Origin of the sequence: Lysinibacillus sp. FSL K6-0102 (genome assembly GCF_038003545.1) — a bacterium.
GTDB classification, from domain to species: domain Bacteria; phylum Bacillota; class Bacilli; order Bacillales_A; family Planococcaceae; genus Lysinibacillus; species Lysinibacillus capsici.
Window position 1 is genome coordinate 4,145,944 of record NZ_JBBOPH010000001.1, and the last position, 18,745, is coordinate 4,164,688.

Genomic DNA, 18,745 nt, shown 5'->3' on the forward strand with positions numbered 1-18,745 from the left:
AAAGGTTTAGTAGTTCTAGCCAAAATTGGTTTTCATAGAAAAAAGCATCTTATAAGTAAGATGCCTTAGATACCTGTTATTTAGATGTATTTGATAAATGCCTTATATCCCGGGAATCCCTGAATTACGTAAGTCATACGAGGAGATTGATGTTGTGTCACATTTTGCTTCTGAGGCTTTGCTGATGATTGTTGCTTTAGGATTTCCTCAAATGACTTGGGATTTGGCTTTGGCAATTCTGCTGAAGAGATGTTTAAAGCATCACTACCACTATAAACTTGTAAAAATGAGTTAGCCATTTGTCGATAGCCTTCAATATTTGGATGAACATCAGCACTATTTGGTAAGTAGTTGGTTGCATTCAATCCAAAGGCATCATAGACATTTATATAAGCTGCGCCAGCTTGCTCTGCTTGTTGTTGTAAAATCGTATTTAATCTAACTAGCTGGGCATTGGTTCCTTCTTTTTGCGTCGGATGAACTGTTGGATAAGCAAAATAATACCCTATAACATAGATTTTTGCTTTAGGCGCACGTTCTTCTAATTCATCCAAAATCGATAGCATATTTTTTCTTGCCAAATTTAAAGCGTAATCTGCCTGAAGCTGTGAAAAAGCTAAGGTCCCTGCATTTGGGTTTACCTGGACAAGACGTAATAAATCATTAGCCCCTGCTGAAATTGTAATAAGCGTCGCATTTGCTAATAAATTTTGCGCTTCCTCAGATCGTATTCGTTCTAATACATCTGCCGTAGTAAAGCCAGGAAAAGCAAGTTCTTTTGTGTAAAATGATAATTGATCAATCGAACTTAATTTCATGGCAATCAAATCACTATACCCTACATCAATTTCTTTGTAGGGTGTTTGACCTGCTGCTAAGGAATCGCCAATAGCCACATAGGTTTCTGTTTGAGCAAAAGCAGATGAAACACAAATTGTCATGAATAATACTGTCATACCTAGCAAGCTACATAATCGTTTCATCTGCTTCCCTCTTTTCTTATTGACTAAAAATTTAAAATGCCCAGCTACCCTTGCGGAAAATTGGCTCAACTGTACCATCTGGTAAAATACCATCGATGTCCATTTCTCCACTGCCAATCATGAAGTCTTCGTGTGTCACAGAAATATTGGCACCCAATGCTTCAAGTTGACCGTTTTCTAGGTCTCTACCACCCTCTAAGCAAGTCGGATATGCCTCACCAATAGCTAAATGGTTTGAAGCATTTTCATCAAACAGCGTATTAAAATATAAAATTTCCGACGCTGAAATTGGTGACTCGTGAGGGACAAGTGCTACTTCACCTAAGTAGCTTGAGCCTTCATCCACTTGAATAAGCTCTTGCAATAAATCATGTCCTACTTCTGCCTCTGCCTTAATAATTTTGCCCTCTTCAAATGTTAATTTAAAGCCATCGATGATATTGCCCTGATAGACTAATGGCTTCGTATTACTAACATAACCGTTTACACCTTGTTTCATTGGCAGTGTATAAACTTCTTCTGTTGGCATATTGGCCACAAAGACATTATCTTCTGGTGTTTTACTACCACCAGTTAGCCATTTATGTTGTGGTGCTAAAGCGATTGTTAAATCTGTACCAGGTGCTGTATAGTGAAGCTTTGCATACTTTTTATTATTTAAAAGCTGTGCACGAGATTCTAAATTAGCTACATGCTGACGCCAATTATCAACTGCATTGCCTTCTCCAATATGAACCGTTTTAAAGATAGCTTCCCATAATGCAGGTACTTGCTGCTCCTCTGTTAATTGAGGGAAAACCTTTGCTGCCCATTTAGCTGAAGGAACTGCTACGATGGACCAAGCAATTAAATCCTTCATGACTGCATTGCGATAGTTTTTCAATGCTGCCCCTGATACTTTTTGATGTGTTGCTAGTCTGTCTGCTGGAATTCCTGTTAGCTTATCAGGATCTGCTGCATCAATCCATAATAGAGCTCCTTTACGTTCAATCAGTTCATCACGCATTTTCACAACCCATTCAGGGAAGCGATTAAATTCCTCATCGGATGCATGCTCAAAATAAGCACGATCCAATTCATCATCGGAAAAGTTTACATGAACACGGCCTGCCCCAGCCTTGTAAGCCTCTTTTACAACTAAACGGGCAAAATCTAAAGCATCCACAGATGTATTGACTAATAAGTACTGGCCTGGTTGGATATTCACCCCCACTTTTACTGCAAGCTCTGCATATGCCTGTAATTTCTCTTCAAATGTCATACTATTTCCCTCGCTTCTGTCCAATTGTTTTAGAATTACCTTCAATCAGCTCGCCATCATGCCATATTTTTTGCACAGGCTTGCCCGGAATTTCCCTTGTCCATTTTTTATAGGTTTTTTCATCACGATAAGATAATAAGGTTAATACTTCACCATCAGCTCCAGCACGCCCAGTACGACCAGAACGATGCAAATACTGTTCAATTGTTCGTGGGACATCAACATGAATAACATGTGTTAAACCTGCAATATCTAAACCACGAGCTGCAATATCTGTTGCAATTAAAATACGTGCATCTCCTTTACGGAATGCATCTAACGCTTTTTTACGTTCTTCTTTCTTCATATCAGAATGGAGCGTGACAATCGGTGCTGAACGGTATTGTAGTTTTGTTTCCTTCATTAATAATTGATCGATATTATTAACAAAAGCCAACGCTCTTAAACCCTCTGTATGGGAAAGTCGGCGCAGGAAATCCGTTTTATCACGTTCTTCTACCTTCACAAAAGAATGGACAACTTTACCGACCTTTAACATGTCCTCAGGCTTTATTTTAAAACGCAGTGGCTCAAACATCATACGACTTGCCACTAATTCAATTTCCTCTGTAATCGTAGCCGACACAACAACAACTTGTCGGCCATAGGCAGAACCTTCGATAAAGGATTTGATTACAACACGGTATTCACGACTTAGTAATTGATCACATTCATCTAAAATAACTGTTTCGACTTCTTTGAGTTTTAATTTTCCTGCTCGTGCTAATTCGTTTAAACGCCCAGGTGTGCCAACAACAATCGTTGGCTTTTTCTTCAACTTTTCAATTTGACGAGCAGAATTGGCACCACCAATCAGCTGTTGAACAGTGATGTCTGTTCCAGCTGTCCACTCACGAATAACTTCTACGATTTGCATAGCGAGCTCTTGCGAGGGAGCTACAATCAGTCCTTGTGTTTGCTTTTTTGCCCCATTCACTTTATTTAATAATGGTAAGACATATGCTAACGTTTTACCTGATCCTGTTGGTGATTCCGCCACAATATCTTTGCCTTCAAGCATAGCTGGTATCATTTCATCTTGAATTTTCATGGGTGTTTCAAAGTTCCATTTTGCTTGTAGTTCTTCTTTTAATAAATTTATGACTGACATGTTATTTCCCACCTTCTATCTACTTGACACTAGTTTAACACACTCCGTAGGTTCCTACTTTATATGTACGTAAGCAATTGTCTAATCGTTTCAAGAGAACATTGCTTCCTTTCATAAAAAATCTGCTTCACTCAACACGGAAAGTAAGCCTGTCCACAACTCTTTCAAGAATTGTAGCTTACCCGTGAAAAGCAAGCAGATTCTTTTCAATTCAACTAATCGACTAATTCATAACCACAAGCTAAAATGGCACATTCAGCTAAAACGATTAATGAATCAATATAAATGTCACTTAGCTTTAAATCTCTGTTTACAACAGATAGCTCTGTACAACCTAATACAATTCGATCACAATTTAGTGCTAGCATCGCCTCTTCTATCGGTTGCCAATCTTCTAGCGTAACATCCTTCCCAGCCTTGACATAATCATAAATGATCGACATCACATAGGATCTCATTTCATTATCTGGAACAACTGGTGTAATACCAAACTCCTCAAGTGCTTCCTGATACATCCGTGATGTTAACGTGCCTGTTGTTGCTAAAATACCTACTCGCTTTGCTCCTAAATCAGCAGCACGCTTCGCTGTTTCGCGAATCATATGCAAGACAGGTATAGGAGAACCCTCTTCAATTTCTTGATAAAACGTATGCGCCGTATTACATGGGATCGCTATTATGTCTGCTCCTACCGAAGCTAGTTTTTTTGCATCCTCAATAATGACTGGAACTGGATTATCCTTTGTATTATCTAAAATAAAGGCCGTACGGTCAGGAATATTTGTATCATTATCAATAATGGTATGTAAATGATCCTGATCTTTTTGTGCTTTCGTACGTCTTACAATCATTTCTCCTATAAACATTGTTGCAAGTGGACCAACGCCACCAATTATACCTAAAGTTTGTTTTTTCATGTGTTAGACAGACCTTTGTTATTAAAATATTTCTTATAGCTACGATAAAAGCTTAAATTATCAAGCGTGACATTCAACCAACGTTTTGCATTCATATCCTTATAATTAAAAATAGAATCTGTAGCCATACCTTGACGAATTAAACTTTTCGCCTCCATTACTAGTTGTTCATTTTGAACATATTTGAAAAGCACACCATTCGGTACAATTGTCCAAAGATGCTTGTTCCTCACATATGTTAGTTGTTGTTTACTTCCTCGAACATAATCGTTCGCTACATACTGCATTAAATTAAAGCCACTGGCCGTCACATAATAATTGGAAAGTTCATTATGTAATTCAATACTCAACAATTTATATTGACCATCACGATCATCATATTTCATATCAAATGTGGCAAAGCCTTTGAATTGTATCGCTTCAAGGAATAGCTTAACATTATCCATTAATTCCTGATGATAGGTTGTCATAATCGCTACATAACGTCCTATCCCTTCTGGAGAATGCTCTTCTAAAATAGGGTTTCCTACGGCAAGAAGTTTTGCCTTCCCATCTTGTCCTATATATGCATTAACAACACGCATGTTAGCGTCTTCACCTGGTATATATTGTTGAATCATCAGATCATCACGATAAGCTGATTCTTTATAGATAGCACGTAATATACTGTCCTTTTCGTCCTTATCATATGCAATATATACTTTTTTCTTACCAGGAAAAATACAAGTAGCATATTTTGTCATATTCATGGGCTTAATGACAACTGGATAATCAAATGGCATGTTGTAGTCTTCATAATCATTCACCGTGCATACATGTGTAGCAGGGTATTGAAAACCAAATTGTGCACATAGCTCATACATGCTTTCACGAGTTAAAAGTTGATGCGCAAGTGTGGCGTCTACATAGGGAACTAGAAAATCCTCTGCTAACTCTTCTTTGTGTTCTACGATTCTTTTGACATAAAATTCATCACAGGCTAATAGCAGTAATTTTTTGTCTCGGAACTCCTCCGCTATGGCTTTTAGGGCGGTCACAAATCTTTCTTCGATATGAAGTCGCGGTATCTCGCGAAAAGTCCATAAGTCACTTTGTTGAATTTTTTCCATGTTCGTATGGTTTAGTGCAAGTGGCTTCACACCATAGGCTTCGTAAAATGCTCTGGCCATGCCATAAGCATTCATTTCATCTCCAAGTAAAACAGGTAAAAAAACGTGCTCAATGGCCATTCTACTCAACTCACTTTTACTTTTTTATTAGTGTAACATACTAATGATTTATAGCTTATTTATGAACAGCTACAGCTTGTTTGCCTAATTCCTGATAACTTTTGAAAAATTGATCGACATTGTAAGTAACATACCCTTTTAAAGGATCCATTACGACTACCTTATCACCTAAATGTCCCGTTAAGACGACTGCATGTAAGTTCATAAAAGCATCATGTCGAGTCGTTTCACCTGTATAAATCCAGCCTCTTTCTGCTTTTCGTTTAGGCTTTGATAAATCTAGCGTTACCCATGTCACGACAGGAATACCTTCACGCACAAGCTGTAAAATGTCATCCTGTGAGGCGTTACTCATATTTTTGACATGTAAGCCAGCTTGTTTATCTGTAATAACTGCCTCAGCCGCTTTGACAATTGGAGCAGCAAAAACATACATGCCACGAGCTTTATCACGAGGATTACCTGCAAAAGCTTCATTGGGATTTGGTCCAAAACGTTGATTGCCTACTGTTCGTATTTCTTGCTTTGGTAAATACTTGTCAGTCATTTCGAGCTTCGACACATTCATTCCAAAATAATTTAATACGGCTGTAAGTGAAGTAATTTCACAGCCATGTGGCAGCTCGGGGTTTTGCATGACAACAGGGACATCTAACTCCTGATCGTCTCTTAAAAAGTGTGTTTGCAATCGATAATAGGGCTTTGTTGTATCGTAAGTGAAATTCTCGATTGTTGTATACCCATTATTTGTCGTACTATTTTCAAGTGTCGTTGCCGCAATTGCATATTCTCTCCCTGCCTTTAGCTTCGAAAATATAGCTTCTCCCTCTTCTGAACCAATCGCTTCTTCCACTACATCACCTGTTTGTACATCTGTAACCGTAAGGAAAAGATTTGGAATAGGTGCCCCGCTATTAAATTCTACTGTTAAAACCGTTAATTGATTTTTTTGTTCAGCACCTTGCCAAGAAAATGGCTGACAGCCTGAAAGTAACATAATAATCAAAATGCCAATAAGTAAAAGGCGTTTATACCCCGTCCACAAGACAAATTCCGCTCCTATTCTAAGGCGAAGAGCAGCCTCTTCGCCATTCTCATTATTCAATTTGTCGTAGACTCTATTATACGATACTTTCATAGCCGTTCCTATTTTATCTTTATTTAGTAACTATTTTTTGTACTAATAGCGAGTTACACAAGACAGTGAACCCCAAAAATCTGGATAGCAATTATGCCAAAGGATAATTGAACTGTCTTAAATTGTTGTCACTTTCGGCCGTAATGTATGCTTTAGTACCTTCCCCGAGGCATTTCGTGGCAATTCTATTAAAAATTCAATTTCATAAGGTACTTTGTATTTGGCAAGTCGTGTTTGACAATAGGATAGTATCGAATTTTCATCAAGAGACTTCCCTTCCTTTAACACAACAAATGCTTTTGGTACTTCTCCATATACTTCATGTGGCAATCCAACCACTGCTGCTTCTAAAATTTCCGGCATTTGATATAGAACTTCTTCTATTTCGATTGGGTAAATATTTTCTCCACCACGAATAATCATATCTTTTTTTCGATCTACAATATATAAATAGCCTTCCTCATCAAAGCGTCCTAAATCGCCTGAGTACAACCAGCCATCCCTAATCGCTCTTGCTGTTTCCTCTGGATTGCGTAAATAGCCCTTCATTACTTGTGGTCCTCTTACGCATATTTCGCCCACCTCTCCAGCTGGTACGGTCTTTCCTTCACTATCAACTACACAAACCTCTGTCTGTGCTAATGGTTTTCCAACTGAGCCAATTTTCGTCAATGCATCCGTATCTAATAAAGAGGTAGCTGCAGGTGAATTTTCAGTTTGACCATAAAGATTTTGAACCTTTACATTTGGAAATGCTTCTTTCACTTGCTTTACAAGCTCATAAGGCATCGGGGCAGCACCGTAACATAGTAAACGTAAATGATTAAAGCTATGTTCCTTGAATCCAGGAGTATTTAATATAATGGTATACATAGATGGAACACCAAAGAAAATTGTCGCCTCAGTAGCTACAATTTGAGCTAACGTTTTAGTTGGTGAAAATGCTTCTTCAATGACCACTGTTCCCCCTCTATAAAACATAGGCATAGCAAATACATGAAGACCTGCACAATGAAACAAAGGCGTACAAATAAACATTTTGTCCCTGCTAGACATATTCATAGAAGACGACCAAATATCTGCTGTAGCCACGATATTCTGATGCGTTAGCATGACGCCTTTGGGTTTACCTGTTGTTCCCGACGTATACATGACCACTGCCGTATCGTCAGCCTCTAATTGCACAATTTTTCTAGCACGATTATCATATTCAATTATGTTTTTCATTTCTTGAAATCCGATTGTATGTTGGAATGAATAAGAAACGTCCTCTAATACCTCTGTTAATCTTTCATCAAAAATTAAGCCCCTTGCTTGAGAATGATTAAAAATAAAATCAACCTCAGGAGCAGCTAATTTAGTGTTAATTGGCATCACAATAAATCCAGCTAATTGGACACCTAAATATGCGATTAAAAATAAATCTGAATTGAGCGTATATAGGGCAATCACATCATCCTTTTTAAAATCTTGTTCCTGCAAGTAAGTCGCAAATCTTTCTACACGTTGGTAAAAATCATGATAGCTTATTGCCTTTCCATCATACAATGTTGCAATTGCATTTGGTTGTTGCCTTGCATAGTCTTCAAGAATATCTGTCATAAACTTCGTCATTATAAGCCCTCCATACTTTCATTTTATTATTATTAAATAAACAAGAATGGGAAACTATTAAACTTCTTAAAATTCTGAAAATTACGATTATATTTTATCAAGCAATGTATTTCTTGGCAATTTTTCCACACATTCAAAATATGTAGCTGAAGTAACGAAATATTCTTAGACATTTTACTTTTCTAGTAATTTCTATTAGGTGTATGATACTTGTACGATTATTATTAGGAAAGGCCGGGTTTAAATGCTTTATGCACTTTTAGGAGATTTACATTCTAATATAGAAGACACTAAAGCTGTTCTAGCTCATATTCAACAAACAGCAGAGGAAGCAACAATCATTGGGTTAGGGGATTTATATGAATGCACTGTTAGTAAGAAAAAGGCACAAACCATATCTGGCTTACCTTTGCAAAAGGCGGCCATAGTAGAAAGTGAATTTGAAAAACTGCTAACCTTCCCCTCTATTCGAGGCAATCAAGAAGAACGTATTACTCAGGTCACTGGCATTGAACGTTTTAAAGCTTTACCAGAGACAATAGAGATTGATGGAGCCACGCTTATGCACGGACATCAATTTAGGTGGAATGTAAGCTGGCAACCGACTTTCCCACACTTTCAAAAACCATTATTTTTCTTCGGGCATAGTCACGAATCAGGTCTTTATCATCAACAAAAAAAGCTGCCGATTCGTATTCGCTACGGGCAACCAATTGCTTTACAAGACAAACAATATGGTGTGAATGTAGGCTCTGTTATCAATCACCGTGAATGGTGTCTTTATGATAGCCAAAAGCGTACAGTGACATTTATGTGTGTTCCACCTATTAATCTATAAAAGAGCAAGCTAGTATGTAGACTAGCTTGCTTTCCATTTTTTAATGAATATATTGCTTTTTCTCACTCAATAAAATTTCCTTTAACTCTTTTAATTTTTCAATTACAACATACGATTCATCCGTAATTTCTTTCAGGTATTTTTCAGCGCCCGTTTTATTGCCTACATTGTACTCACGCACTGCTTTTTTTGCTATATCATGCACGTGAATAAATGGTTGTTCTAACTCTGCGTAGACACGCTCATCACCTAACAGTTTCTTTCCTGTGCCGTAGTACCATTCGCCAAGGCGTGATTCTTTTGGAGACCCTACATCCTGCTCCGTCATCGTTTCAAAGCCTAGTAGCAAATTGTAGATTTTCCATCTCCACAATAGGTGATCGGTAATAGCTAATTCAATAATATCCTCTTGGCTAATAATAAAGTTTTTAGAAATTGTTGTGGATCGGTATCCATCAATCATTTTACTTAATTTATAAATGGCGGAGCCCATATCAAAAACGATTACCTTACTTTTTTGCATGCTCTCTGTAATTGTATGGTTACGTTCAGAAATAGTAGTAGCAGATTGTGCCTGTACCTTTGTCGTTGTAGCTATTTCCTCAAAGCGCGCCCCCTGCTGCTGTAAGTTTTTATTTAGCTCAGCTAGCGTCTGTGATATATATAAGGTATCTGTAACACCTTGATGTAAATCTTGGGAAAATTGAGTCGTTAATGAACTAATATTATGGGTAATATGAAGTAGCTCCTGTATATCTGTATGTATAGATTTGACAGATGTACTTGTATCATCAGCAAGTTTCCGAACTTCCTCTGCAACAACCGCAAAACCTTTTCCTGCTTCTCCAGCACGAGCGGCCTCTATTGATGCATTTAAAGCCAACAAATTTGTTTGATCTGCTATTTTTTTTATTAATTCCATTAATTTCGCTACACTATTTACACGCTCAACTAAACGCCTAATATCTTCCTGCATTGATTTATGGCCTTCATCGGTTGTCTGTAAAATAGATGATACTTGTTGTAATGATTCCAAATCCTGATTTAATTTTTTAAAGGCATGCTTTGTTTGCTCTGAAATATCACCCACTGATGTGGCAATTTCTTCAATACTTTCGTCTAACTCATGCATTAATTGATCTGCTGCAACAATCTCCTGTTGCTGAATCTCCTGAAATTCAATCAGTTCCTTAATGGTGTCTAACTGTGTATTATAAGTAATTATTTCACCTAATCCATTTACTACAGATCCTGCTTGAATTTCAATATAGGTCTCCAAAATAATTTGTTGATCAATTGTTACTAAGCTATCGTAAGACAATAAAACATCCAGCATTTTTTCTTCATCACGAGATAGTTCTTTGACAATAAGTGGAATGATTAATTGATTAATCAGTGTATAGGCAGATATCATCCAATTCGGTAGTACACCAATTCTTGCATGAACATAAGCAATTTTACGACGCTTAAAGACATAATCTAAATCTAATTCATCATCAAATAAGCTAATAAAATGTGTATCAAATAATCCTTTTAAGCGCTCTACTGTCGAATGTGTATTGATGACATGATTAAACTCTGGGATTTCCAGTAGACGAGCATAAAAATTATCGAGTATATGCTGTCGATTATTCTCATAAATTTTACGTAAAAACCCAACAGATTCTCTTCTAATTCTAGATAAAGCAAGGAAATCCAATTTTTCTTTAAAGCGTTCATTTGTTTCGATGTCTGAATTTTTCGTAGCCGAAAAATAATCATAACTTTGATTAATCTTCTTCCTTTTGAACATAGCTCCCACTCCTAGTTGTATTCAAGTAAATTAAAATTACCAATATTTTAAAGCCAATTATAGATTTCTCTTCATTACCTTCAACTAATAAAACATATATATTTTACCAACAATAGAATGACAAAAATAGATTCTCATTTAATTCTTTACACTTTATTATTTTTTCGTCCACTTTATTGACAATTTCTTATTTTCTTAGTTAAACACTGTCTTTACGCAGAAAAAGCGCTAAAATCCTGATTGATTTAGCGCCTTCTTCCCATATAAACTTCTCGTTAGTGCTAGCACTCGCAATCGCAATTTTGTAAACTATCCAGTAGCTTTTCCATGGCTTCTAGTTGCTCACACAGCGTTTGAATCATGCAACGTAGGATTGGAATTAACTCTTGACAGATGCAGAATCTAAGCACATTTTGTGCCAGTCGTATACCACCCTGATGATGGACAATCATTTCCCGAAGATAATTGATATTAATGCTATTAGAGACTGGTGGAGCACACATTGCATTGAACATAGCTTCTGTAATTTCTTTGTAAGCACACATATACTCGTATAATTCATACTCTGAATTTTGTACGACACAACATCGATTTTGTATCGCTTCAAGACTCTCAACCATTTCTGTATGTGTGCGAATGATTTCTAAGGCGAGATTTTGCACAGGTATATTCGTTGTATAACGTAAAACATTTTCAGACATTTGTATTGCTGCAACTTGATGAGGGATGATTTGCTTAATAAAATTTTCTGAGATACTACAAGTAATGGTTACATAGGTCATACCCTGCATCATTTTTTTGAGGATTCGCTGATATTCCTCTAAATATGCCTTTGTCACATTACTGAGTTCAATTGGTTTAGCCATTAGACACACTCCTTTCAGAGTAATGTATGCCTGCTAGGTTGTTGTGCGATAGACAATTGTACCAATTGCTCAATTTTTACCAACCTTTATCATCGTAAAAAACTATACTTCCTCTTTCTTATATGTAGCTATGCATGTTGAACAAATGCATAGATTTGGCTCTCTTTGCACTGTAGTTAACAGGGTTTCTGGAATGCTAACTGTCATACACCAGCACTCTTTTTCACCTTTTGCCACGCCACAATGGTTTTCGCCTCCGCATAATGGACATTTCATTTCTCCAGTTGACATGCTTTCACAACTCCTTTATTTTTCATCATTGTAAAATAAAAAGGGAAGAGCGCTAAATACCTTGCTCCTCCCAAAACTTTAATGTTGATGCTTGTGTATATCTTGTTTTACCTCTTCAATGTCAGTGTCACTATAAATAGATGTTCCACGTCCGCCACTTTTTGCTAGCAGGGCCTTCACTTCATTATAGGATAATCCTGCCTCTGCATTTTTTTGCTTCACTTCGTTAATATTTGTGCCTGCAGATGTAAACTGGATGTCTTTTTCACGATTCATCATTTTTACCTCCTATAATTCATCTGGCTGCATTTCAATTAATTCGTCGCCTTCTCTTTTTACACGCTTATTGAGTTCCTCTATCGGAATGGCATCTACAGTTTGCATATCCTCATGCAGATCGAAAAGACTAATCGTATCTGATTCAACCATGTCAGGCTTGTCCTTACTATTTAAATTCATGAACATTTTCTTTTCATGTGGTATTTTTTCGATGTCCATTCTGTCACACTCCTTTTCCTATAATGTGTGTAATGCTGAACAGATTATGTGTCTTTCTCTTTCGCACTTTTATCAATTCGATGATACTCAGCTTTTTGAATAACTCGTACATGTTTTGTGTGCAGTTCATGGTATATCCCCCTACTATCCGTAAAGGAGATATATTGATCACGTTCATTTTTCACTAATTTTTCTGCCTCTTGTTGCGATTCAATAAAAATGAATCTTCGTACATAATGTACCTCATCAAAAAAATACGTAATTTTAAATTCCTTCATCTTTATGCCCCTTAATCCTGAATGTCACCGCTTATTCTGTCCAGAAACTGAAAAACCTTGCATTCCTAAAATTACATAAAACATCTGATGCATATAGTAGAGCAATAAACCTTTGCATTGGAGGGAACAATAATTGATTCATACTGTCAAAGCTGGTGAAACCCTTACTCAAATTTCTCAAGATTACCGTACATCTTTGGCATCCATTCTCGCTGCTAATCCAGGAATTCAGCCTGATCATCTTTTCATGGGTCAACAAATCGTCATCCCTGGCTTGCCTGAGCCCGACACAATTCCTTACCGTATTGAGATATCTACCAACAATCGCTGGCTCCGTTTATATAGAGACAATATCCTTCAAAAACAATACCCAATTGCAGTTGGACGCATGCTTCACGAAACACCAGTAGGTAGTTTTATGATCATCAATAAAGCGCCAAACCCTGGTGGTCCTTTTGGCACGATGTGGATGAGTCTTTCTAAACAACACTACGGAATTCATGGCACAAATGATCCTAGCTCTATTGGGCATGCTGTTTCACATGGGTGTATCCGCATGCAAAATCGAGATGTTGAAGAGCTAGCCAGTATTGTGCCAATAGGTACAGAAGTAGTGATTCATCCCTAACTTAAAAGGCTATCTAGTTAGTTTAGATAGCCTCTTGTTTTACTTATCTTGTTCTCTAGCCTGTGCGAGCTTCGTTAAATAGTATTGCTCCTCACGCCACATATGATCCGCCATAGGAGCTGTAAATGCACCTAGCACCTCTGCACTTAGCTCCATCTCTTCTAGCTCTCTTAAAAATGTTTTAAATAATGTCATTTCAAGCTCAACATCTTTACTAAAGCGTTTTAAAGCAGGAAAGGAATTCATATTCGTACGTAAATAGCCTGTTAATTCAACAGCCTTTAAATAAAATTGCTCAAAGTGTTGAGCAAACTCATGGCTCTTTTGCTTCAAACGCTTCTATGGGCTCTTTGAATATCATCCTTTTCTGAGGGATAGAGGGCGTCATGAATAAATTGAGCGTGGTTTTGCATGATTTCTAGCCAAAATCTATGCTCGAAAATGGCATGTTGCACAAAATTTGACAAAGGTCTACCTCCTCTTATCTTGATTTTAGAGAAATAAACTAAAAAACTTCCCTCGAGCTGTCTTTGCTTTCTGTTATCTCCCCATTCTATTCTTCGTGCTATACAATTAGTCTTACTGTAAATTTCGTATAGGATGAAATGCTAAAAGCTATACTACCTATGGCAAAACCATTTAGATGGCTTTATTTAAAACTATAGGAGGGAAATACGTTGTCAACAAGTAAACAGCTATTATCCATATTCGCCCTAGGTGGGATAAATGAAATTGGTAAAAATATGTATGTAGTACAATATGCAGATGACATAATTATTATTGATTGTGGAGCAAAATTTCCGGATGAAACCCTGCTCGGAATTGATTTAATCATTCCTGATATTACGTTTTTACTTGATAATAAGGAGAAAATTAAGGCATTAATTGTCACACATGGACATGAGGATCATATTGGTGGAATTCCCTATTTATTAAAAAAATTAAACGTCCCTGTGTATGCTACCCGATTCACCCTCGGACTTATTGAGTTAAAGCTTAAGGAACATAAACTTTTAAGAGAAACGGATTTAATTGAAATTCATGCTGATTCAGCACTACATTTAGGACAAATCGATATTAGTTTCTTTAGAACCAATCATAGTATACCCGATTGTTTAGGAATCGTTTTAGCTACCCCTGAAGGAAATGTTGTCCATACGGGAGACTTTAAATTTGATCTAACGCCCGTTAACAATCAGTTTGCTGATATTCATAAAATGGCTGAAATCGGTTCAAAGGGTGTGCTTGTCCTTATTTCAGAAAGTACAAATGCAGAAAGACCAGGTTTGACCCCTTCTGAGCAACTTGTAGGGCATCATATCGAGGAAGCCTTTTTACATGCTGAACGAAAAGTAATCATCTCAACCTTTGCTTCAAATGTTAATCGCATCCAACAAATCGTACATGCTGCAATTGCCACCAATAGGAAGCTAGCTTTAGTAGGGCGTAGCATGGTCAATGTCGTTGATGTCGCGATTGAACGAGGTTATTTATTTGTACCAGAAGATCTGTTAATTGATGCACGAGAGGTCAAATACCTCCCACCAGAAGATGTCGTGGTCCTCTGCACAGGTAGCCAAGGTGAGCCTCTAGCTGCACTAGCAAGAATAGCAAATGGTAATCATCGTGAAATTAAGGTTTTACCAGACGATACAGTCATTCTTGCGGCTTCACCAATCCCAGGTAATGAAAAGGGCGTTTCTCGCATTGTAGACAATTTATTTCAGCTTGGTGCTAAGGTTATTTATGGTTCTTCCAGTCATACAGGTATGCATGTATCAGGACATGGTCATCAAGAGGACTTGAAACTTATGCTGACGTTTATGAAGCCTAAATTCTTCATCCCTATTCATGGTGAGTATCGTATGTTACATCAACATCGTTTATTAGCAGAATCTATTGGCGTTCAAAAGGGACATACATTTATTATGAAAAATGGTGATGTAGTTGATATTGAAAATTCAAAGGCAAGGCAGACACGGAAAATTCCTGCTGGGGATACCTATGTTGATGGGATTGGCATTGGTGAGGTGGAAGGTATTGTCCTCCGTGATCGCAAGCAACTTTCAGAAGACGGAATGCTTGTTATTGTGTTGACACTCAATAAAGCTGACGGAGCTTTTATTTCAGAACCCGATACCATTTCACGTGGTTTTGTTTATGCTAAAGATTTCGAGGCACTGTTAACTAAAGTCAATGTGCTTACCAAAGAAATCGTCAATGAGCTTCAAGAAGAGGGCAGACAGCAAATACATGTCCTTCGCCGAGAAATTAAAAGAGCTGTTGGACAATATTTATTTACCCAAACAAAAAGAAAGCCCATGATTTTACCAATTATTATTGAAATTTAACAAGTCGGTGCAAGGATTGCCCAATCCATTTGCACCGACTTATGTTAATTGCTCAACCTTTGAAAGGAATCATTTAAGAAATCTCCATTATAAACCTTATGTAACATATCAGCATATAAATATTGGAGCTGTTCAAAGCTATGATGTAAGTTTTTTGAATGCTGATTTACTTGTTTTGATACATTATCGAAATACTGTGGAAGTTTTTCTACCGCTGTGACTAAAGAATCTTTATTCATTAATAAATGTTGAATAGCGTTTAATAGTTGAGCTGCTCTATGCTGTATATCAAGAGGAGGTAATTCAATTATTATACGAAGGATATGACGCCTCTCTTTATTTATTTGATACCATTTAAAAAAGTGAAATAAATAGTCACTAACAACAATGGATTCATTTGGAATAATGGCAATGATATCATGACCGATGCACACAGCTTTTTTACATTGATAAATAATGGTTTCCTTTAAATTTAATTTGTTGAGAAGAATGCTTTTTGCAGGTACCAGTGACAAATTTAATGAATCAACCGTGTGATCAATCTTTGGCACTTGACTAGCATCATCATCTACCAATAATTTCAAAAGTGTTGCTTTGGTGATAAAAGGAGTACCTTCCCTAGTAAAACATTGATCGTTCAAAATTAAATGACCAATTTGGACTTTTGCTATTTCTTCTAAAAAAAACTGCTTCACCATGTATGAACCCTCCAATCCTCTGTCCCAATTAATACCCTAAATACAATCTTCATTAACGCATACCTAGTTATTTATTTAGGTCATTTGTCTGGATAAAAGTATTACTCTAAAGATTGTACCATTTTAATGTAACTTTTTCTCTATTATACCACTATAATAGTATAGTCATTTCCATTGTTTTTCACTAGCTTTTAACATAGAGGTGAATCATATGTCAGATTTTTTAAAGCTAGTAGGTGAACAACTTCGGATTATTCGATTATCTAAAGGACTTAGCCAAGAAGAAGTGGCTGAAAGAACAGGGAAGTTAGGTTTCAGTAAAGGAAGAGTTTCCAATATTGAGCATGGACAATCTAATATTACCTTAAGTACTTTGGAAACAATCATGAAGGCATTAGACATTACCCCTGAGGAGCTATTTAATTTTCAAAAATTATCTGGCGTTACTGATATTGAGGAGAAAAACCTCATGCTAGACATTCATCGCTCATTATTAAGAGAACGAAATTTAGACGAGGTAAAATATGTAGTTCGTATAACGAAGGATTTTTTAGATACGATTGATTCTCAATCAAAGAAAAACAGCTCTAACGGTCAATGACCATTGGAGCTGCTTTTTTATTTCAAAGTAACTTTTAGTAGCTACATACCAAACTTTTGACGATAGCCACATTTTCTACATAATTCTTCCACAGCTTCTCTTCTCGAGAAGCCTTCAACAATCTTATTGGCACGCTCCCCTTCTACAATGTCGGAGAAGGATTTTTCATGTACATTTCCTAAATTAATGACACCTTCCCCATCCAAACAGCAAGGTACTACGGTACCATCCACCAATATAGCTGCTTGACTACGCAGTGCATGGCAAAAACCCTTACCTTCATCCTCTGGCTCTAGGAGACTTGGCCATCTAAACTCATGATCCTGATTTAAATATACATGAGGCGCAATTTTTACCCCTTTACCAGGTTCTACTTTTTCTTCTATACGATAATCAAGATGATACTCATTTTCTAATATTTCTAAAGTCTCGCGGTTGCGACGAGCTGCAACATCCGAAACATGATCCTGTTGTAGATTCCATAAACGATAGGAAATAATCGTATTGTATTCCCTAGAATCTCGCACAAAATCCAATATATCCTCTAAATATTTTTCACGATTTTCAGAGCCTTCATGCCCATCAAAGCTATGCAACGAGAAATTAATTTGACGTAATGCTGGCTTTCCTAATATTTTCTCGCGATTTTTTTTGATTAGCGTACCATTCGTTGTAATATTGACTTTGAATCCTTTTGCATGGGCAGCGTCTAATAGCTGATCAATTCTTGGATGTAGTAATGGCTCTCCTTTCACATGCAAATAAATATATTTTGTATGTGGACGAATTTCATCTAATATTTTATTAAATTGTTCGACTTTTATAAGCCCCTTTGCACGCGCTGTAGGTGGACAAAAACTACATGCTAAATTACAAACACTCGTAATTTCTATATAAACCTTTTTAAATGTTCTCAATGTTGCTTCTCCGTTCCCATTCACTAAATAATCAAATCTCATTCATTTTAACAAATTTATTGGATAGATAGCAAAAATCGTTGAGCTTCCCTCTGGACACTCCTACCTTTTCTCTAGGTAACATGGCTACACGTACAGGTGGGTTCAAGAAGCGCTAATATCTTAATAGTAATAGGAAAGGAAGGGAGGAGAAACGATGTCTGGTTTTAATTCTAAAAAATTTTATGGACCTGACGAACCTGAGCAGGAATCCTCTAACAAACAAGGGAAAAATCATATAACAATAAACTTCACATTCAATATAGGAAATACAGATTTTCACTTTGAGCAACGTGCAGAAGGCGGAGGCCAAATCAATCATGATGTAGGCACAAATGCCAACCAAGGTGGACAAAATGCTAGTAACGGTAGTCACACACGCAACGTCAATTCGCAATTTGCTGACGGTAATGGAAGAAGTGGTATTGCTGGTAATAATAATGACGAGGCTGGTGGGCAACAAGGCATTAAAGTACGGGATAGTCTTGTCATTGAAAGTGATATTCATTCATCCTCTAACCATAGTGAAAGTAATGAAGAAACTGATGTATTAACTGAAGAAGATGAGTAGATTGGTTTCAAAAAGATCATGTCAGTAGCAAAAAAAAGGCCATTTTACACGAAGGGGCTCTGTGCTCTGCCACTGGAAAGCAAGT

Annotated in this window: 21 protein-coding genes and 1 pseudogene; 5 read left to right on the plus strand and 17 right to left on the minus strand. The window is 37.0% G+C overall.

Going from position 1 to position 18,745, the window contains the following annotated elements; all coding sequences use genetic code 11:
* Nucleotides 1–80: 80 nt before the first annotated feature.
* From NYE73_RS21135 to NYE73_RS21165, 7 genes are all read right to left on the minus strand, one after another.
* Nucleotides 81–983 (minus strand): SGNH/GDSL hydrolase family protein, encoded by a 903-nt coding sequence (locus tag NYE73_RS21135; RefSeq protein WP_259951022.1) that lies wholly within the window; start codon nucleotides 981–983, stop codon nucleotides 81–83.
* Nucleotides 984–1,014: 31 nt separating this feature from the next.
* On the minus strand, nucleotides 1,015–2,244 hold the full coding sequence (locus tag NYE73_RS21140; protein WP_004225611.1) for an aminopeptidase: 1,230 nt from the start codon (nucleotides 2,242–2,244) through the stop codon (nucleotides 1,015–1,017).
* A 1-nt stretch (nucleotide 2,245) separates the two neighbouring features.
* Entirely contained in the window at nucleotides 2,246–3,394 is a 1,149-nt protein-coding gene (locus NYE73_RS21145; RefSeq protein WP_004225614.1) for a DEAD/DEAH box helicase, read from the minus strand.
* Nucleotides 3,395–3,609: 215 nt separating this feature from the next.
* Complete coding sequence (locus tag NYE73_RS21150; protein ID WP_066038221.1) at nucleotides 3,610–4,311, minus strand: aspartate/glutamate racemase family protein; 702 nt, start codon at nucleotides 4,309–4,311, stop codon at nucleotides 3,610–3,612.
* Nucleotides 4,308–5,540 (minus strand): carboxylate--amine ligase, encoded by a 1,233-nt coding sequence (locus NYE73_RS21155; RefSeq protein WP_257962114.1) that lies wholly within the window; start codon nucleotides 5,538–5,540, stop codon nucleotides 4,308–4,310. Before NYE73_RS21155 ends, NYE73_RS21150 begins: the two co-directional genes overlap by 4 nt.
* A gap of 55 nt (nucleotides 5,541–5,595) precedes the next feature.
* Nucleotides 5,596–6,645 carry a C39 family peptidase gene (locus tag NYE73_RS21160; RefSeq protein ID WP_259956480.1) on the minus strand — a complete coding sequence of 350 codons (1,050 nt, stop codon included), beginning with the start codon at nucleotides 6,643–6,645 and terminating at the stop codon, nucleotides 5,596–5,598.
* A 150-nt stretch (nucleotides 6,646–6,795) separates the two neighbouring features.
* The gene (locus NYE73_RS21165; protein WP_257962115.1) at nucleotides 6,796–8,292 is read right to left on the minus strand and encodes a class I adenylate-forming enzyme family protein; all 1,497 of its coding nucleotides are present in this window, start codon (nucleotides 8,290–8,292) and stop codon (nucleotides 6,796–6,798) included.
* Between the two features lie 244 nt (nucleotides 8,293–8,536).
* On the opposite strand from NYE73_RS21165, the gene NYE73_RS21170 reads away from it, so the two are divergent.
* Nucleotides 8,537–9,130, plus strand: coding sequence for a metallophosphoesterase family protein (locus NYE73_RS21170; RefSeq protein ID WP_048394823.1), 594 nt, complete (start codon nucleotides 8,537–8,539; stop codon nucleotides 9,128–9,130).
* Between the two features lie 40 nt (nucleotides 9,131–9,170).
* On the opposite strand, the gene NYE73_RS21175 is transcribed toward NYE73_RS21170, so the two are convergent.
* The 6 genes from NYE73_RS21175 to NYE73_RS21200 all read right to left on the minus strand — a co-directional run bounded on the left by NYE73_RS21175 (nucleotide 9,171) and on the right by NYE73_RS21200 (nucleotide 12,855).
* Nucleotides 9,171–10,922 (minus strand): methyl-accepting chemotaxis protein, encoded by a 1,752-nt coding sequence (locus tag NYE73_RS21175; protein WP_004225627.1) that lies wholly within the window; start codon nucleotides 10,920–10,922, stop codon nucleotides 9,171–9,173.
* A gap of 281 nt (nucleotides 10,923–11,203) precedes the next feature.
* Nucleotides 11,204–11,788 (minus strand): DUF305 domain-containing protein, encoded by a 585-nt coding sequence (locus NYE73_RS21180; RefSeq protein WP_004225628.1) that lies wholly within the window; start codon nucleotides 11,786–11,788, stop codon nucleotides 11,204–11,206.
* Between the two features lie 102 nt (nucleotides 11,789–11,890).
* On the minus strand, nucleotides 11,891–12,079 hold the full coding sequence (locus tag NYE73_RS21185; protein WP_259951019.1) for a cysteine-rich CWC family protein: 189 nt from the start codon (nucleotides 12,077–12,079) through the stop codon (nucleotides 11,891–11,893).
* A gap of 78 nt (nucleotides 12,080–12,157) precedes the next feature.
* Nucleotides 12,158–12,355 carry a hypothetical protein gene (locus NYE73_RS21190; RefSeq protein ID WP_048394825.1) on the minus strand — a complete coding sequence of 66 codons (198 nt, stop codon included), beginning with the start codon at nucleotides 12,353–12,355 and terminating at the stop codon, nucleotides 12,158–12,160.
* A gap of 12 nt (nucleotides 12,356–12,367) precedes the next feature.
* A complete protein-coding gene (locus NYE73_RS21195; protein WP_004225632.1) occupies nucleotides 12,368–12,577 on the minus strand; it encodes a hypothetical protein in 210 nt (69 codons plus the stop codon).
* Nucleotides 12,578–12,621: 44 nt separating this feature from the next.
* Nucleotides 12,622–12,855 (minus strand): hypothetical protein, encoded by a 234-nt coding sequence (locus NYE73_RS21200; protein ID WP_066038217.1) that lies wholly within the window; start codon nucleotides 12,853–12,855, stop codon nucleotides 12,622–12,624.
* Nucleotides 12,856–12,988: 133 nt separating this feature from the next.
* Here NYE73_RS21200 and NYE73_RS21205 point away from each other — a divergent pair, with 133 nt between their 5' ends.
* Nucleotides 12,989–13,483: a L,D-transpeptidase family protein gene (locus tag NYE73_RS21205; RefSeq protein ID WP_048394827.1), complete on the plus strand. Its 495-nt coding sequence runs from the start codon at nucleotides 12,989–12,991 to the stop codon at nucleotides 13,481–13,483.
* Nucleotides 13,484–13,522: 39 nt separating this feature from the next.
* On the opposite strand, the pseudogene NYE73_RS21210 reads toward NYE73_RS21205, so the two are convergent.
* Both NYE73_RS21210 and NYE73_RS24740 read right to left on the minus strand, forming a co-directional pair.
* A pseudogene (locus NYE73_RS21210) lies at nucleotides 13,523–13,822 on the minus strand (DUF2935 domain-containing protein); the annotation flags it as partial.
* A complete protein-coding gene (locus NYE73_RS24740) occupies nucleotides 13,813–13,896 on the minus strand; it encodes a hypothetical protein (protein ID WP_375543421.1) in 84 nt (27 codons plus the stop codon). The gene NYE73_RS24740 and the pseudogene NYE73_RS21210, both read right to left, overlap by 10 nt.
* Nucleotides 13,897–14,160: 264 nt before the next feature.
* Here NYE73_RS24740 and NYE73_RS21215 point away from each other — a divergent pair, with 264 nt between their 5' ends.
* Nucleotides 14,161–15,834, plus strand: a complete 1,674-nt coding sequence (locus NYE73_RS21215) for a ribonuclease J (protein ID WP_054548998.1) — start codon at nucleotides 14,161–14,163, stop codon at nucleotides 15,832–15,834.
* Between the two features lie 44 nt (nucleotides 15,835–15,878).
* Here NYE73_RS21215 and NYE73_RS21220 read toward each other — a convergent pair whose 3' ends face one another.
* Entirely contained in the window at nucleotides 15,879–16,532 is a 654-nt protein-coding gene (locus tag NYE73_RS21220) for a hypothetical protein (RefSeq protein WP_066038216.1), read from the minus strand.
* Between the two features lie 211 nt (nucleotides 16,533–16,743).
* On the opposite strand from NYE73_RS21220, the gene NYE73_RS21225 reads away from it, so the two are divergent.
* A complete protein-coding gene (locus NYE73_RS21225) occupies nucleotides 16,744–17,133 on the plus strand; it encodes a helix-turn-helix domain-containing protein (RefSeq protein ID WP_004225641.1) in 390 nt (129 codons plus the stop codon).
* Between the two features lie 41 nt (nucleotides 17,134–17,174).
* Here the strand turns inward: NYE73_RS21225 and NYE73_RS21230 are convergent, their stop codons facing one another.
* Nucleotides 17,175–18,050, minus strand: coding sequence for a radical SAM/SPASM domain-containing protein (locus tag NYE73_RS21230; RefSeq protein WP_048394836.1), 876 nt, complete (start codon nucleotides 18,048–18,050; stop codon nucleotides 17,175–17,177).
* A 196-nt stretch (nucleotides 18,051–18,246) separates the two neighbouring features.
* Here NYE73_RS21230 and NYE73_RS21235 point away from each other — a divergent pair, with 196 nt between their 5' ends.
* Nucleotides 18,247–18,660, plus strand: coding sequence for a hypothetical protein (locus NYE73_RS21235; RefSeq protein ID WP_048394838.1), 414 nt, complete (start codon nucleotides 18,247–18,249; stop codon nucleotides 18,658–18,660).
* Nucleotides 18,661–18,745 lie beyond the last annotated feature (85 nt).